This window comes from Vibrio agarilyticus (assembly GCF_012641465.1).
Classification (GTDB): Bacteria; Pseudomonadota; Gammaproteobacteria; order Enterobacterales; family Vibrionaceae; genus Vibrio; species Vibrio agarilyticus.
The window spans coordinates 13,416-29,751 of record NZ_JABAIK010000006.1 but is presented as its reverse complement, the minus strand read 5'-3'; the positions used below and the strand labels follow the sequence as shown (position 1 = coordinate 29,751).

At 48.1% G+C, this 16,336-nt stretch carries 12 protein-coding genes; 9 read left to right on the top strand and 3 right to left on the bottom strand.

Translation table 11 applies throughout. From position 1 onward, the window contains the following. Positions 1 to 13 precede the first annotated feature (13 nt). Positions 14 to 475, top strand: a complete 462-nt coding sequence (rimI, locus tag HGP28_RS07300) for a ribosomal protein S18-alanine N-acetyltransferase (protein WP_246225632.1) — start codon at positions 14 to 16, stop codon at positions 473 to 475. A 7-nt stretch (positions 476 to 482) separates the two neighbouring features. On the opposite strand, the gene HGP28_RS07295 is transcribed toward rimI, so the two are convergent. Beyond that, positions 483 to 2,516: a putative bifunctional diguanylate cyclase/phosphodiesterase gene (locus HGP28_RS07295; RefSeq protein WP_168835812.1), complete on the bottom strand. Its 2,034-nt coding sequence runs from the start codon at positions 2,514 to 2,516 to the stop codon at positions 483 to 485. Positions 2,517 to 2,949: 433 nt separating this feature from the next. Between HGP28_RS07295 and prfC the strand changes: the two genes are divergently transcribed. From prfC to deoD, 7 genes are all read left to right on the top strand, one after another. Then, on the top strand, positions 2,950 to 4,536 hold the full coding sequence (gene prfC, locus HGP28_RS07290; protein WP_168835811.1) for a peptide chain release factor 3: 1,587 nt from the start codon (positions 2,950 to 2,952) through the stop codon (positions 4,534 to 4,536). A gap of 142 nt (positions 4,537 to 4,678) precedes the next feature. Then, a complete protein-coding gene (locus HGP28_RS07285) occupies positions 4,679 to 5,455 on the top strand; it encodes a TatD family hydrolase (RefSeq protein WP_439333844.1) in 777 nt (258 codons plus the stop codon). 193 nt (positions 5,456 to 5,648) lie between these two features. After that, positions 5,649 to 6,899, top strand: a complete 1,251-nt coding sequence (locus HGP28_RS07280; protein ID WP_168835809.1) for a NupC/NupG family nucleoside CNT transporter — start codon at positions 5,649 to 5,651, stop codon at positions 6,897 to 6,899. 502 nt (positions 6,900 to 7,401) lie between these two features. Beyond that, positions 7,402 to 8,181 (top strand): deoxyribose-phosphate aldolase, encoded by a 780-nt coding sequence (gene deoC, locus HGP28_RS07275; protein WP_168835808.1) that lies wholly within the window; start codon positions 7,402 to 7,404, stop codon positions 8,179 to 8,181. A 90-nt stretch (positions 8,182 to 8,271) separates the two neighbouring features. Beyond that, on the top strand, positions 8,272 to 9,600 hold the full coding sequence (gene deoA, locus HGP28_RS07270; protein ID WP_168835807.1) for a thymidine phosphorylase: 1,329 nt from the start codon (positions 8,272 to 8,274) through the stop codon (positions 9,598 to 9,600). A gap of 171 nt (positions 9,601 to 9,771) precedes the next feature. After that, entirely contained in the window at positions 9,772 to 10,992 is a 1,221-nt protein-coding gene (locus HGP28_RS07265) for a phosphopentomutase (RefSeq protein WP_168835806.1), read from the top strand. A 130-nt stretch (positions 10,993 to 11,122) separates the two neighbouring features. Continuing rightward, positions 11,123 to 11,842 carry a purine-nucleoside phosphorylase gene (deoD, locus tag HGP28_RS07260; protein WP_168835805.1) on the top strand — a complete coding sequence of 240 codons (720 nt, stop codon included), beginning with the start codon at positions 11,123 to 11,125 and terminating at the stop codon, positions 11,840 to 11,842. A gap of 327 nt (positions 11,843 to 12,169) precedes the next feature. Here the strand turns inward: deoD and HGP28_RS07255 are convergent, their stop codons facing one another. Then, positions 12,170 to 12,775, bottom strand: a complete 606-nt coding sequence (locus HGP28_RS07255; protein WP_168835804.1) for a YtjB family periplasmic protein — start codon at positions 12,773 to 12,775, stop codon at positions 12,170 to 12,172. Positions 12,776 to 12,876: 101 nt separating this feature from the next. On the opposite strand from HGP28_RS07255, the gene serB reads away from it, so the two are divergent. After that, positions 12,877 to 13,857 (top strand): phosphoserine phosphatase, encoded by a 981-nt coding sequence (gene serB, locus HGP28_RS07250; RefSeq protein ID WP_168835803.1) that lies wholly within the window; start codon positions 12,877 to 12,879, stop codon positions 13,855 to 13,857. 12 nt (positions 13,858 to 13,869) lie between these two features. On the opposite strand, the gene HGP28_RS07245 is transcribed toward serB, so the two are convergent. Beyond that, complete coding sequence (locus HGP28_RS07245; RefSeq protein ID WP_168835802.1) at positions 13,870 to 16,209, bottom strand: PilZ domain-containing protein; 2,340 nt, start codon at positions 16,207 to 16,209, stop codon at positions 13,870 to 13,872. Between the last annotated feature and the right edge of the window lie 127 nt (positions 16,210 to 16,336).

Sequence of the window (16,336 nt, the reverse complement as noted above, 5' to 3'; positions counted from 1 at the left end):
GCTAAGGTTATCTATGAATTCTAATGTAAAGCTTGAGCCTATGATGGCGCAGCATCTTGATGCCGTGATTGAGATTGAGCGCGCAGCCCATTCTCACCCATGGGCTGAAAGCCTCTTACGCGATTTGAACGGCCGTGGGGCGTGTCACCATGTGTTAACTGTACAAGATGAGGTGGTGGGCTATTTTTATGCTCAAAACATCGTCGGCGAAGTGACATTGCTTAATTTAGCGGTGGCACCTAAGGCGCAAGGTCAGGGCTTTGGTCAACGGCTTTTAACCGGATTCATTGAGCAATGTGATGCCGCCAGTGCCGAGAGCGCTTGGCTTGAAGTGCGCGAAAGTAACCATACGGCAATTGCCTTATACCAACAGGCTGGCTTCAATGAAATCGACCGTCGTCGTGGCTATTACCCAACCTCAAATGGCAAAGAAGATGCCATCATCATGAGCATGATGTTTTTTAGCTTCGCTTAACGTGAGATCACCAGTGTGTCATTGCGGGTTCATCCTGATGGCGATGCCCTTTGCCACTTCTTAATTGCTGATTGATAAATTCCACCGGTTGCGGTGTGTCAAACAAAAAGCCTTGAAAGCGTTCGCACCCCATTTGCGTGAGCGCTTTCATTTCTAAAATGTCTTCAACGCCTTCGGCAACAATCTCTAGGTTTAATCGTTTTGCTGTGGTGATGATACTATCGACGATTGCCTGATCGCTGTCATTGAGGTGCAGCCCTGTGACAAACGAGCGATCGACCTTGAGCACATCAAGATCCAAATGTTTCAGATAGCGCAGCGATGAATAGCCCGTACCGAAATCATCAATCGCGAGACTGACGCCAAATTGTTTAAGCTGACGCATTTTACGAGCTGCGTTGGAGACATTTTCCAGTAACAGATTTTCAGTAATTTCCAGCTCAATCCAGCGGCCGTCAAGATGGGCTTTATTCAGCGCCTCTTGAAATTGGTCGACAAACTTGCGGTGATTAAACTGCAGCGGACTGATATTGATTGCCAAGCGTTGAAAGCTACTTGGCAAAATGTCCATATCGAGCCACCGAGCCATCTGCTGGCAAGCTCGTTCAACAATCCACTGGCCAATGGTCAGGATTTGCCCCGTCTCTTCGGCAATCGGCATAAATTGATCCGGACCAAGCAGCCCTCGTTCCGGGTGGTGCCATCGCACGAGCGCCTCCATGCCAACCAGCTGAAACGCTTCATTGACTTGAGTTTGAAAATAGAGCTCCAATTGGTGTTCGGCTAACGCCAAATGCAGCCCTTTTTCGGTTTCAAGAAAGGTATCTACTTGAGTTTGCATACTTTGCTCGTAGCTGGCAAAGCAATTTTTTCCCGCCAATTTAGCGCGGTTTAGTGCCGTGTCTGCTTGGCGCAAGAGATCAATACTGGCGCTCGGCGCTTGTGGTGAAAATGCGGCAATACCAATGCTGACGCTGCAATAGAGCTGGTGGTTATCAATGCTGTAAGGCTGAGAGATCAGATCAAGCAGAGTCTGGGCGTGAGTTTTTGCTTGTGCCAGAGTGACTCGGTGTAGCAATACCGCAAATTCATCGCCTCCGATACGAGCGCAAACATTACTGTCGGTAAGCCAACGATTAATTCGGTAAGCGATAACGCGCATGAGCTCATCACCAATAGGGTGACCGAGCGAGTCGTTAATGGTTTTAAATCGGTCGATATCAAGATGCAGTAACGCACCCGCTTCGTTGAGCGGCTCTAAGCGCTCATCAAGTAGCTGTAATAGACGACTTCGATTGGCAAGCCCAGTCAGCGAATCATAATAAGCCAGCGCGTTTAGGCGACTCTCTGCTGTTTGTCTAGCGCGACACAGTGCGTCAAATGAAAAAGCCAAGCGGCCCAGTTCGTCACGGCGGTCACGCAGCAACAGCGGCATGGGTGTGCGTTTTTTTTGATGCGTGGTCACCCAGCTGTCTAATAATGCAATAGGGCGCGAGAGTCGCCAATAAAAAAGCCCAAGTAGGGTGAACGCCAAAAGCATCGTGTGGAGAAAATCTTTCAGTAGCAGCCCCACATTGCGCTCAACAAATTGTTTTGCGGCCGTCACGGCACAAACAGTAATGGTTAACTCGCCAACGGGAGTTTCAGCGTTATTTAAGGGAAATTTGAGTTCACTGCTGTCGGGGAAAATTTGCTTGCTAAGCCACAAGTAGAGCGGTGGTGCAAACGCATGAGGACGCTTGTGATGCGCAAGCAGTTGAGCGCTATCATCGGTTAATGTCGCTGCAAGAATCGAATCATCGCTCATCAGCTGAGTGATAAATTGCTTTGCCAAACCTTCATTGTGGCGACTTGCGGCTGCGATTGCGTACGCTTGGCTGTGCTGAATTTGAGTTTGATAACGCGCAATGACACGGGCTTGCTCTTGGTTGAGATCGCGCACGAGCCAGTACCCGCTAAATAAGAAACCAATAGTAATTGAAAGCCAAAATACCGTCTTGGCCTGTATAAAGGCAAGAGATTGAGATGCCGTTGTTTGCATGTAAGCCTACTGAACGAATTTATTTTTCTACTTTGGTAGTTATAGGCTAGAGAGGCTGAGTTCGAACTCGATTTGCTGAAATATATGCAATCGAAGTCTTATTGGTGGGGTTTTGTCTCAAAAATAATAATGCCGTTACTTTATTGCGAGGGTTTGCGCACGCAAACGGATTAAAGTGGTGCATTGTCAAAGTTGCCCCTAACGCGATAATAAGCGAGAATACCGCGCAAATTTGAATCGAATCCTATACCCTTTCGACTTTAAGTTGCAGTCTTGCTGACTGGCACTTGCAAACCTCACCACATAGTCCATCTATGCTTGAAGGTTTTGTGTGCTTGTTGCTTACCTGCAACGCTAAGCTGTTTGGGTATAAAACTGCGCCGTCGCTGACGCGATTTCAGTGGGCGTAGCTTACGTAAAAGAAGACCAATTCATGTCAAATGCCTTTATGAGCGAAGTGGCCAAACGTCGTACGTTTGCGATCATCTCGCACCCCGATGCGGGTAAAACCACCATCACTGAAAAAGTGCTGCTGTTCGGAAACGCCATTCAAAAAGCCGGTACGGTAAAAGGTCGTGGTTCGAATCAACACGCAAAATCCGATTGGATGGAAATGGAAAAAGAGCGTGGCATTTCGGTGACTACCTCGGTGATGCAGTTCCCATACAACGATTGCTTGGTCAACCTGCTTGATACTCCAGGACACGAAGACTTCTCAGAAGATACTTACCGTACATTGACGGCAGTTGACTCGTGCTTGATGGTGATCGACGCGGCAAAAGGTGTCGAAGATCGTACTCGCAAATTGATGGAAGTGACCCGTTTGCGTGACACGCCTATCGTGACTTTCATGAACAAATTGGACCGTGATGTTCGCGATCCAATGGAAGTGCTCGACGAAGTTGAAAACGAACTTGGCATGATGTGCGCGCCAATCACTTGGCCGATTGGCTGTGGTAAAGAGTTTAAAGGTGTTTACCACATTCACCGTGATGAGACGATTTTGTACGAATCAGGCCACGGTCACGAAATCCAAGAAGTGCGCATCGTGAAAGGGTTAAATAACCCTGAGCTGGATGACAAAGTCGGCGCAGATCTTGCGGAAAGTGTTCGTGAAGAACTCGAGCTCGTCATGGGCGCTTGCGCTGAGTTTGATCTCGAATTGTTCCTTAAAGGCGAATTAACCCCGGTGTACTTTGGTACCGCATTAGGTAACTTCGGTGTTGATCACATGCTCGATGGTTTGACTGAGTGGGCGCCTGCGCCAAAAACGCGCCAAGCGGTTGAACGTGATGTGGAAGCAACCGAAGAAAAATTCTCAGGTTTCGTTTTCAAAATTCAAGCGAACATGGATCCTAAGCATCGCGACCGTATCGCGTTTATGCGTATTGTTTCCGGCACTTATACTCAAGGTATGAAAATGAACCATGTGCGCCTTGGTAAACAAGTGAGTATTTCAGATGCCGTCACCTTTATGGCCGGTGACCGCTCACGAGCCGACCAAGCGTTTGCTGGGGATATCATCGGGTTGCACAACCACGGTACCATTCAAATCGGTGATACCTTCACTCAAGGTGAAGCGCTGAAATTCTCTGGTATTCCCAACTTTGCGCCAGAATTGTTCCGCCGTATTCGTCTGAAAGATCCATTAAAGCAAAAACAGCTGCTCAAAGGTCTGGTACAGCTTTCTGAAGAAGGGGCGGTACAGGTGTTTCGTCCGTTGCAAAACAACGATTTGATCGTTGGTGCGGTGGGTGTGCTGCAGTTTGACGTGGTGGTTGCGCGTTTGAAGTCGGAATATAACGTTGAAGCCATCTACGAAGGTGTTAACGTCGCGACAGCGCGCTGGGTTGAGTGTGGTGATGCGAAGAAACTGGATGAGTTTCAGCGTAAGAACCAGTCGAATTTAGCGCTTGATGGCGGTGATAACCTCACTTATATCGCGCCGACGATGGTTAACTTGAATCTTGCTCAGGAGCGTCATCCTGATATTCAATTTAGAGCCACTCGCGAACATTAATCGCTTTGTTTAGACCCCGCTTTGCGGGGTCTATTCTTTTTACTCAAATGCAGACATCGCGCCAAGAGAACGCGCTCCCATTTCCTTAGCTAAGGAGTGACCGATGAGCCACAACAATACATCGCCCCTTCTACCTAGCAATATTCCTTTGTTTGACACCCACTGCCATCTTGATTTTACCGAAATTTCATCCCAATTTGAGGCGCTGTGGTTAAGAGCGCAGCACGCTGGTGTGCAGCGCGCGCTGATCCCCTCAGTTGGCGCGCAAAATTGGTCGCGAGTGAAGGCGATGGCGCATCAATATCAGGGTCTATACTACGCGTTGGGGTTTCACCCGCAATTTCTCGATGGAATGGATGAGGCCAACTGGGGCCTGCTCGACACATATTTGGCATACAACGACGTACTTTGCGTTGCCATTGGTGAGTGTGGCTTAGATACCACTTCACCGACACCGATGGCGGTACAAGAAGAGGTATTACAGAGACAGCTCACACTGGCGAAAGCTCATCGTAAGCCTATTATTTTACACAGCCGAGGCGCGCATAATCGAATGATTCAATTGGTTAAACAAGCCAAGCTAATTCATGGTGGTGTGATACATGCCTTTTCGGGCAGTTATGAACAAGGAATGGAGTGGGTGCGACTCGGTTTTTATTTGGGAATTGGTGGGGTTATTACTTATCCACGAGCGCGCAAAACTCGTGATGCGGTGTCTCGTCTTCCTGCTGAGCGCTTTTTGCTCGAAACCGACGCGCCGGATATGCCCATTTATGGTGAACAAGGTCAAGCAAATGAACCTAAAAACGTGCGTGTGGTGCTGGAAACGATTGCGATATTGAGAAGTGAAGCACTGCAACCGTTTGCGCTACAGTTGTGGGAAAATAGCAACCATTTATTTTCATTGAATGATTATTGACCGGAAAAAAAATTGCAAACGATTTCATTTCACAACTAAAGTGTGATTGTGATCACGTTATGGGATGAATCAATAATGAATTTTATAAGAAAGTGAGAAGGCGGTATTACTTTCCTTGCGGCGCACTGAGTATAATGCGCCCGCTTTAAGCCCTTTTTTACACGCCAACAATTTTATAAGGAAGCCATTGACTATGAGTTTGTTAATGAGCCTGATCGGTATGGTAGTGCTAATTGCGATTGCAGTTGCATTCTCCTCAAACCGCAAAGCTATCAATTTCAGAACCGTGGGTGGTGCATTCGCTATCCAATTTGTACTCGGTGCATTTGTTCTTTACATTCCATGGGGTCGTGACCTCCTAAACAGTTTCTCTACCGGCGTTTCTAACGTTATTAACTATGGTAACGATGGTATTGCGTTCCTTTTCGGCGGTCTGGTTTCAGATAAAATGTTTGAAGTGTTCGGTGGCGGCGGTTTCATTTTTGCCTTCCGCGTATTGCCAACGCTTATCTTCTTCTCTGCATTAATTTCTGTTCTTTACTACGTCGGCATCATGCAATGGGTGATCAAGATCCTTGGTGGCGGCCTGCAAAAAGCGTTGGGTACCTCTCGCGCAGAATCGATGTCAGCAGCGGCAAACATTTTCGTGGGCCAAACAGAAGCGCCTTTGGTTGTTCGTCCATTCGTACCAAAAATGACTCAATCAGAGCTGTTTGCGGTAATGTGTGGTGGTTTGGCATCTGTTGCTGGCGGTGTACTGGCAGGTTATGCATCAATGGGTGTGCCACTAGAGTACTTGGTTGCGGCGTCATTTATGGCAGCGCCTGGTGGTCTACTGTTTGCAAAAATTCTGCATCCAGAAACCGATACGCCGAATGAAGACTTTGAAGAAGCGATGGCTGGCGTTGAAGACAAGCCTGCGAACGTTATCGATGCAGCCGCAGGCGGCGCAGCAGCTGGTCTGCAATTGGCACTTAACGTAGGTGCAATGCTGATTGCTTTCGTTGGTTTGATCGCGCTTGTGAACGGTATGCTTGGTGGTATTGGCGGTTGGTTCGGTTACCCTGAGCTGACACTACAACTGATTCTTGGCTATGTGTTTGCACCACTTGCGTTCCTAATCGGCGTGCCATGGGAAGAAGCGATTACAGCAGGTTCATTCATCGGTCAAAAACTGGTACTCAATGAATTTGTGGCTTACGTTGAGTTCGTTCCAGTAATTGGTGAGCTGTCTGAGAAAACAGTCGCAATCATCTCATTTGCGCTATGTGGCTTTGCAAACCTATCATCAATTGCAATTTTGCTTGGTGGTCTGGGTAGTCTTGCGCCAAAACGTCGTGGCGACATTGCTCGCATGGGTATGAAAGCAGTACTGGCTGGTACGTTATCTAACCTGATGGCAGCGACGATTGCGGGCTTCTGCCTAAGCCTATCGGCTCTATAATTACATCGGTTTGTAATATAGACGCCAATTAAACTGAATTTATCGCCCTGCAGCCGTTTGGTTGCAGGGCGATATTATTTTTTATTTACTTTAAATTTCAATGCAGTATCTGTTGAATTTAGTCGCTTGCGAGACTAACGATTAAATTGAGATCCAAACCGTTTGCGCTATTTTTGCCGCTACAGTTTTTTCGAAAAAAACTATACTGTACACACCATACCGCAGTGGCCAGTGCATTTGCTGGCAGTGGGTTGGTAAATTGAGGGCAATGAATGCCTTTTTCACCGAGTTATGACGTTTCGTCATAAAGGGTGATATTAAGACACGACAATCGAGTTTGTCGTGCCATAGACCAAACTGGTACTGTGCGGTGACAAGGAAAGCAATTGATAACGCAGCCGTTATCGAGTCTTCAAGGAACCAAGTCCGTTCATCAATGTTGACTCAGTCCCCTTTGGGCGGTTGAGTGAAAACTTTTTAAGATAATTGATCGGAGCTAGAAATGAGCGATTTAAAAGCAGCAGCACTACGTGCACTTCAACTGATGGACCTAACGACACTCAACGATGACGACACTGATGAAAAAGTGATCGCCTTGTGTCGCGATGCAAAAACACCGGTTGGAAATACCGCTGCCATCTGTATTTACCCTCGCTTTATTCCTATTGCAAAGAAGACGCTTCGTGAGCAAGGCACACCAGAGGTGCGTATCGCAACCGTCACTAACTTCCCTCACGGTAATGATGATCTTGAGATCTCAATTGCAGAGACCAAAGCCGCTGTCGCTTACGGCGCTGATGAGGTTGATGTGGTGTTTCCTTATCGTGCGTTAATGGATGGCAACGAACAAGTGGGTTTTGATCTTGTGCGCGCGTGTAAAGACGTATGCGGCGATGACGTATTATTAAAAGTCATCATTGAAACCGGTGAGCTTAAAGAAGAAGCTTTGATCAAAAAAGCGTCAGAGGTGGCGATTAAAGCTAGTGCCGATTTTATTAAAACGTCAACGGGTAAAGTGCCTGAAAACGCAACGCCACACTACGCTCGCATGATGCTTGAAGTGATTCGTGATATGGGCGTGGCCAAAACGGTTGGCTTTAAGCCTGCTGGTGGCGTGCGTACGGCAGAAGATGCTGCAGCTTACCTTGCCATGGCGGATGAAATTCTCGGCAGTGATTGGGCTGATGCGCGTCATTACCGTTTTGGCGCATCAAGCTTACTGACCAACCTATTAAATACATTGGACGTTAGCAGCGACGTAGCGGATCCAAACGCATACTAATCATTTTTCGCTGTTAATTCGGTTGCTGAGTGAGGGTTCATCGCTCAGCAACTCCTCACGCACAGACCTTAACGGTTTTGAGAGGCGCTTATGTATTTACCTCAAGAAATTATTCGTAAAAAACGCGATGGCGAAGTCCTTAGCGCAGATGAAATTAATTTTTTCATTCAAGGTGTCGCAGACAATACGGTCTCCGAAGGCCAAATCGCGGCGTTTGCAATGGCCATTTTCTTCAATGAAATGACCATGCCTGAGCGCATTGCGCTCACCTGCGCGATGCGTGATTCCGGCATGGTGATCGACTGGAGTGCTTGGCATTTTGATGGCCCGATCGTTGATAAACATTCCACGGGTGGTGTCGGCGATGTGACCTCCTTGATGCTTGGCCCTATGGTCGCAGCCTGTGGCGGTTTTGTGCCGATGATTTCCGGACGTGGTCTCGGCCACACTGGTGGCACGCTGGATAAGCTCGAGTCCATACCCGGCTATAACATTACGCCGACCAATGACGTGTTTGGTCAAGTCACCAAAGAAGCGGGTGTCGCGATTATTGGTCAAACTGGTGATTTAGCTCCAGCGGATAAACGTGTTTATGCCACGCGCGATATTACGGCTACGGTCGATAACATTTCACTGATCACTGCGTCGATTTTGTCTAAAAAATTGGCAGCTGGTCTGCAATCTTTGGTCATGGACGTCAAAGTCGGCTCAGGGGCTTTCATGCCAACCTATGAGGCATCGAAAGAGCTTGCACGTTCGATTGTTGCTGTCGCCAATGGCGCGGGAACCCGCACCACCGCGATCTTAACCGACATGAATCAAGTGCTTGCCTCATCTGCGGGCAACGCGCTTGAAGTCCGCGAAGCCGTACGTTTTCTGACCGGCGAATATCGTAACCCTCGACTACTGGAAGTGACGCTTGCACTGTGCGCCGAGATGTTAGTACTTGGTCAGCTGGCAAGCGATACCGAAGAGGCTAACGCCAAATTGATGGCGGTACTCGACAATGGCGAAGCGGCTCGCCGCTTTGGCAAAATGGTAGTAGGGCTTGGCGGCCCAGCCGACTTCGTTGAGCATTACGACCGTTATTTGGCGCGCGCTGAGGTTGTTAAGCCGGTCTACGCTGAATTCGACGGTGTCGTATCAGCAATGGATACGCGCGCTATCGGCATGGCGGTGGTTGCAATGGGCGGTGGTCGCAGAGTGGCAAGCGATACGATTGATTACGCTGTCGGCTTTGATGATTTTATTCGTCTTGGTGAGCACGCGAATGCGGATAAACCGTTGGCGGTCATTCACGCTCGCAGCGAAGCGCAATGGCAAGAGGCGGCCAACGCATTACGCCAAGCGATTGTGATTGGTGGTGAGTATCAACCCACCCCAAATGTCTATGAGCAAATTCGCGCAACGGATATTTAGTCAAATTTCCGCATGCCTGATGACATTGATAGCGTCACGGCATGCGAACCAATACCGATTCATTTCTATGTTGTAACGATCTGCGGCATAACTTGCTTATCGCATGAATGCGCCATCAAAGAGACGCAGGATATCGAGTGATGTCATGTTCGTAAGATCTGGAGAATAACGATGAAAAGAGCATTTATTTTAGTCCTAGATTCATTTGGGATTGGCGCGACGGAAGATGCGCAGCAGTTTGGTGATGTGGGCGCCGATACACTCGGCCACATCGCAGAGCAATGTGACAAAGGGTTGGCTGACAATCATGAACGTCAAGGGCCACTTTCGTTACCAAACTTAAGCAAATTGGGTTTGGCGTTGGCGCATAAAGAGTCTACTGGTGCGTTGGCGTTAGGGTTGGACTCGAATGCGGAGATCATTGGCGCTTATGGCCATGCCGCAGAGCTCTCTTCGGGTAAAGACACACCGTCGGGGCACTGGGAAATCGCAGGGGTTCCTGTGCTGTTTGATTGGGGCTACTTCACGGATAAGAGTAACAGTTTCCCGAAAGAGTTAACCGATCGCATTTTGGCGCGCGCAGGGCTTGAGGGCTTTTTGGGCAACTGTCACGCCTCGGGCACGCAAGTCCTTGATGATCTTGGTGAAGAGCACATGCGCACAGGATTGCCGATTTTCTATACCTCGGCCGATTCAGTGTTTCAGATTGCCTGTCATGAGGAGACTTTTGGCTTAGATCGTTTGCTAGAACTTTGCCAAATTGCCCGTGAAGAGCTGGGTGATTACAATATTGGTCGTGTCATTGCGCGTCCTTTTGTCGGCGCGGGTAAAGGGCAGTTTGAGCGCACGGGCAACCGCCGCGATCTTTCACTTGAACCGCCTGCCACCACTGTTTTGCAAAAGCTTGTGGATGAGAAAGGGGGCGAGGTCGTCTCTATTGGTAAAATTGCCGATATCTACGCTGGCTGTGGTATTACCCAAAAGGTCAAAGCTAACGGTATTCCTGCGCTGTTTGACGCTACCTTAGAGCAAATCGCTAACGCGCAAGATAATACGATTGTTTTCACGAACTTTGTCGATTTTGACTCTGCGTTTGGTCATCGTCGAGATGTGGCTGGATACGCCGCGGCGCTTGAGTATTTTGACGCGCGTTTACCTGAAATTTTGGCATTGATGCAACCCAATGACATACTGATTTTAACTGCCGATCACGGTTGCGATCCCACTTGGCCGGGAACCGATCATACTCGTGAGCACATCCCTGTGTTGGTCTATGGTGAAAAGATTCCCGCAGGATCATTAGGTCGTCGTGACTCGTTTGCCGATATTGGCCAAACCTTAGCGAGTTATTTTGACACCACGGCAATGGATTACGGTCGTAGCTTTTTATAACGCTCGATCTTTAACTCTTAATAAAACGGAGCGGCCTAAATACCGCTCATGAGACCACCAATCGCTCGTTGAACCGCCGCACAAATAAGCGTGTTTGGTGTTAACGAGCGCAAAAACAAGGAAAATAAACATGGCGACTCCACATATTAATGCTGAGATGGGTGATTTTGCAGACGTAGTATTGATGCCTGGCGATCCGCTACGCGCGAAATACATTGCAGAAACCTTCCTTGATGATGTTGTCCAAGTGTGTGATGTACGTAATATGTTCGGTTACACAGGCACATACAAAGGCCGTAAAATCTCTGTGATGGGTCATGGTATGGGTATTCCTTCATGCTCTATTTATGTGACTGAACTAATTAAAGATTTTGGCGTTAAGAAAGTGATCCGTGTTGGCAGCTGTGGTGCGGTTAACGAAGATATTAAAGTGCGTGATGTCGTGATTGGTATGGGCGCATGTACTGACTCAAAAGTAAACCGCATTCGTTTTAAAGATCATGACTTTGCTGCTATCGCAGACTACAACATGGTGAAAGCGGCTGAAGAAGCGGCAAAAGCGCGCGGTGTCGAGGTAAAAGTTGGTAACCTGTTCTCTGCTGAACTGTTTTACACGCCAGATCCAAGCATGTTTGATGTGATGGATAAATACGGCATCATCGGCGTTGAGATGGAAGCTGCGGGTATCTATGGCGTTGCTGCAGAGTACGGTGCGAAAGCACTGACTATTTGTACTGTGTCTGATCACATTAAGACCGGTGAGCAAACCACGTCTGAAGAGCGTCAAAACACGTTTAATGACATGATGATCATCGCTCTTGAGTCTGTTTTGATTGGTGATAAACAGTAAACGCTCTTCTTGCCAAAGAATTGAGTTAAGATGAAACCACAAGGCCCGCACACTGTGCGGGCCTTGTTATATTCACCCGATTAAAAGCCGCTAATGTTCTTTAAATCCTCGCCTCACCGATAAACCAAGTCATTCTCGCTGAGCCATGCATTTTGAGGTAACTTGGGTATATACCCGTCCGACTTGAAGTTGCAGCGCTTTTTGTTAACGAGATAGGGACGGGCACTCACAAACCTCATCACATAGCGCATCTATGTTCACGAAGTGCTCAGAGGCTTTGTTCGCTGGTCGCCTACCTGCATCTTCAAGTTGTTTGGGTATAGCAGTCTAATCTTGATTCTCGAGTAGCAAATTCGCTTGTCCCGCTTGTGGTTTTTTGCGCAGCACCACAATGAAGATCGCACCACCTAAAAAGCTCATTAGCACCATAAGCAGCATGTAGCGATCGCTTTTACGGTAGTGGTGGTCGGAAATGGCCGTCACTTTACCGGTTTCAAAAGTCAGGCGAACAAAGCCAACAATATGATTATCTTGATAAATTGGCTCAACCAACTGTTGGCGACCAATGCTGGCTGTGGCCAGAGGCGTATCTAAGCCCAGTACATCTCGTACCGACGTTGCGCTATCACTTGCGGCCAGTCGAACCCCTTCTGCATTATAAATGCTCGCATCGAACACCAAATTATCTTGTGCCAACTGATTCGCAAGACGGCGTAAGTGTTCAGGGTCGTCTTGGCGCAATAGCTCACTTGCCGAGAGTGATGCTTGTGAAATCAGAACCTTAGTAAGGGTTTCTAGCTGCTGCGCTTGGATTTTGCCATTGCCTTGGCTTATCACCACGGTGTTTTGGATCGTGATAAATAGCATGGTGCTCAGCACCATAAGAGCCAAGATACGCAGCGCATTGCGCCATGAAAAAAGTGATTCGTTCATGAAACTCTGAGGTAAACAATAAAGTGATCCTCAGTTTGGGACTTGCCTTTTTAAATTGCAATAGGGTAGTGTTGGCTTAATTTTGCAAAGGACTAAGTTACATGGATATGTTGAATACCCTGCCGATCTGTCGTCACACATCGTTTCTGCACCGTTTTCCCGAAATTCATTTAGCGACACAGCATGATAGACGCCAAGCGGGTTGGATTGTTTTTGCCAGCCACTTAACAGTGGCTCACTTTGACACATTAACCGAACGTACCGGCATACCTTGCCGCATCGTTGATGCATGGCGAGTCGGCTCATACGAAGTTGCATTAATGGCGGGTGAGTTAAGCATCGAACAGAGCGATTTGCTGCCGCAGCTCGGGCTGGATTTTGCCAAAATGAGTGAGGTGCCCGATCTCAGCAAACCCGGCCTTATTGTGTTTGATATGGACTCAACCGTGATTCAAATTGAATGCATTGACGAGATTGCCAAGTTGGCAGGGGTTGGCGAGCAGGTTGCAGCGGTAACCGAGCGCGCAATGCAAGGCGAATTAGACTTTGAACAAAGCTTACGTCAGCGGGTCGGACAGTTAGCGGGAGCTCACGCTGGCATTTTAGAGGAAGTCCGCCAAAGCCTTCCGTTGATGCCAGATTTGCTGCCGATGATGAATACATTGAAAGCGTATGGCTGGAAAACCGCGATAGCATCGGGCGGCTTTACTTATTTCTCTGATCACCTTAAATCGATGCTCGGGCTGGATTATGCTCAATCAAACCAGCTTGAAATTGTCGACCAAGTGCTCACCGGAAACGTACTTGGTGAGGTTGTATCGGCTCAGACCAAAGCTGAGATTTTGGTCGCTCTAGCGGAGCAATATGGGGTTGAGTTGCACAACACTGTGGCCGTGGGCGACGGAGCGAATGATTTAGTCATGATGGCTGAAGCAGGGCTAGGCATTGCTTACCACGCCAAACCCAAAGTAGAGGCACAAGCGCAATGCGCGATCCGCTTTACGGGTCTTGGTGGCGTTATTTGTATTTTGTCAGGCGCGTTGGCGCGTCAGCAAAAGGTGAGTTGGCAGCGTAAACCTTAATGTTCGATGCGCTTAAGTTAATTCAAGACGAACTAATACCTCTTCGGTGATGTCGTGAATTTCGACATATCCAATTAATGAGGTCAGTTCTTTTTCAATCGCTGCAGCGCATTGGATGCTGATCTGAGAGAGATCGACCAAGTCTTGATGAAGCAAAACGCTTTGAATATCAAAGATTGGCGCCGTTGTTAAGCGTAGGGCAAAGAAATTGCCTTGCGCTTTTGCTTGTTTGATAAAGGCGATTCGACCCTGCAAACTGATGAATTCGCTGGTTAACTGAGCATCTAAGTCAATGACTTTATTACCAAGTAAAGTGACCGATAAATAAATTTCATGCTGCGTCGGTTTGGCGCCGTCAATCCGTTTGGTAGGCGTTGCAAGTAGCGTATTAGTGCGGCCTTTGTAAATGGGCTCTAACGAAATCCGCTCTTTTTGTCCCCACTTAGCCAAAACGTGTAAGTAACTCTCAAGTGGATGATTAACGCCAATCGCTCGCGTGGAAAACCCACCCGACTCGCGACCAATAAAAACTGGCGTACTAACCATACGGCGTAAAATAATCCCACGTAGAGCTTGTAGCAGTGGCGCGCTCGGTAGGACTTCTTGACGGATCACCAGTTTATCTTGGTTGTTATGAATGATGGCGTTGAAGAACGCTATCGATTTCATTGTCTTACTGTTTTCTGTGATCATCAGTTGCAGCCGAGTCCCGTCAGGACTGAGGCGAACGGCGGTGTAGGGAAGGGCATCGAGCGGCAGGCTTTTATCATAAAGCTGCAATTCCAAAAAGTTGACCTGTACAGATTCTGCTTGAGTGAACGCTGACGGTGTATCAAGCGCGACACTCAAGCCTCGTTTGGAAAGGTCTACCGTTTTCCCATGCACTTCTTGGCCGTCGGCCTTTTTGATAATCAGCGGAGTGGTAAAATCATAACGCGGCTCTTTGCGGCGCGATAGCGCATCAAATGAAAGTCCTTTGGGATTGCCAATAATTTTACGCGGGTGACGGAACCCATTCAGCGTTGACGATGGTAACTGCGGTTTTTCGGTTAGAAGGTATTGCTCACCTTCCAGCGCACTCGCAATTTCTTCAATCGTGCCATAGTGTGTTAACGATTCGGTCGCGCCGCCAAGTTCATCGGCAAACTGCGCAACATGCTGACGTTCTTTCGCGGTCAGAGGATAAATCGAAACTCGAAAGGCGCGCCAACTGTCCCTTTTCGCCCCTAAATGCCAAAATAGTTGTCGTTGCTCACGAGTGGCTTCAGGCATCAACATCGAGTAGAACCAGTCTTTATTTTGGTGATGATGCTTAAAAGCATACAGCGTGCAGCTGGCCCCTTTTACGCCTGCTCGAATCATCGCTTTCATGCGCGCAGGCGTGAACAGCGTGCCAAACATCTGTTGATTGCGTTCATCGTGCCAGTAATGCCAAATCTCTTGGTTATTTTGGGTCAACAGAGCCAGCTCGGCGCGCGCGCCGTGGAAAAATAGCGGCAGTGAAGAGGTGTGTTTCATAAACACATGCTCAAAGCCACGATTGCGAGCCAGCGTGATTTTATCTTGGTTATCGTGGCGCAGCCGTTTTAGATTGCTATTAAGAACTTCATCGATGGCTCGAGCAATGCGGTCTGTTTCGGTTAAGCGTAATGTGCGAATGAATTTGACGGCGTCGTTGTCGTAACACTCTTCAATCGCGAGCACTCGATACTCGATAGGTTTATCGAGTTTGGGTAAGGTTGATTGTGCAGCGAGTTCAACAAATCGTACCTGAATGATTTGTCCTGAGCGATAGACAAAGGCGCTTGGCACCTTAAACTTGGCGCCAGAGGGCGAAAGATCAACGCTAACGCCATGCAATACTTGGCCTTTGTCGAGCGTGATCGAAACTTGAGATTGCACGCGCAAGCGTTTTTCTTGGCGACGTAAATTGAACCCAAGATGAACCGTTTCTGCTTCATAGGGGCTTGATTTACGCACTTTTGGGTTAGTCGAGTGAGTGTTGTGATGCATCACGCGGAAATTGTTGCGCGTATTGACCAGAGCATCCCAAACCCCTTCCGTATACCCGCCAAATTTTTCGACCTTTTTGTGGTATGCGTTGAAAGCCACGTCATCCAGCCAATGCGTTATGCCATCGAGCTGATATTCCCAACATTCGCCTTGCACACGACCGCGTAAATCGATGCTTTTTTTACATGGCTGCATCAATCGGTTTAATTCCATTTTGATCAATAGCTTGCCAGAGGCTGGGCGGTCACTCATTACTTGGTGAAGCACACGCTCAAATTCATCGGTTTGATACACCGGGATCAAGCGCTCAGCAAGTGTGATAATTTCGGATTGGTCCATTTTTTGTTAAGGTATCGCTCGTAAAAGTATTGGTGGCCAAACTCGCGTTGGCGTTACACCCAAATCACGCGATGCAGTCACTAGAAGCGCATTGGGTATCGGCATTGACTCAATAGCATGTTATCGG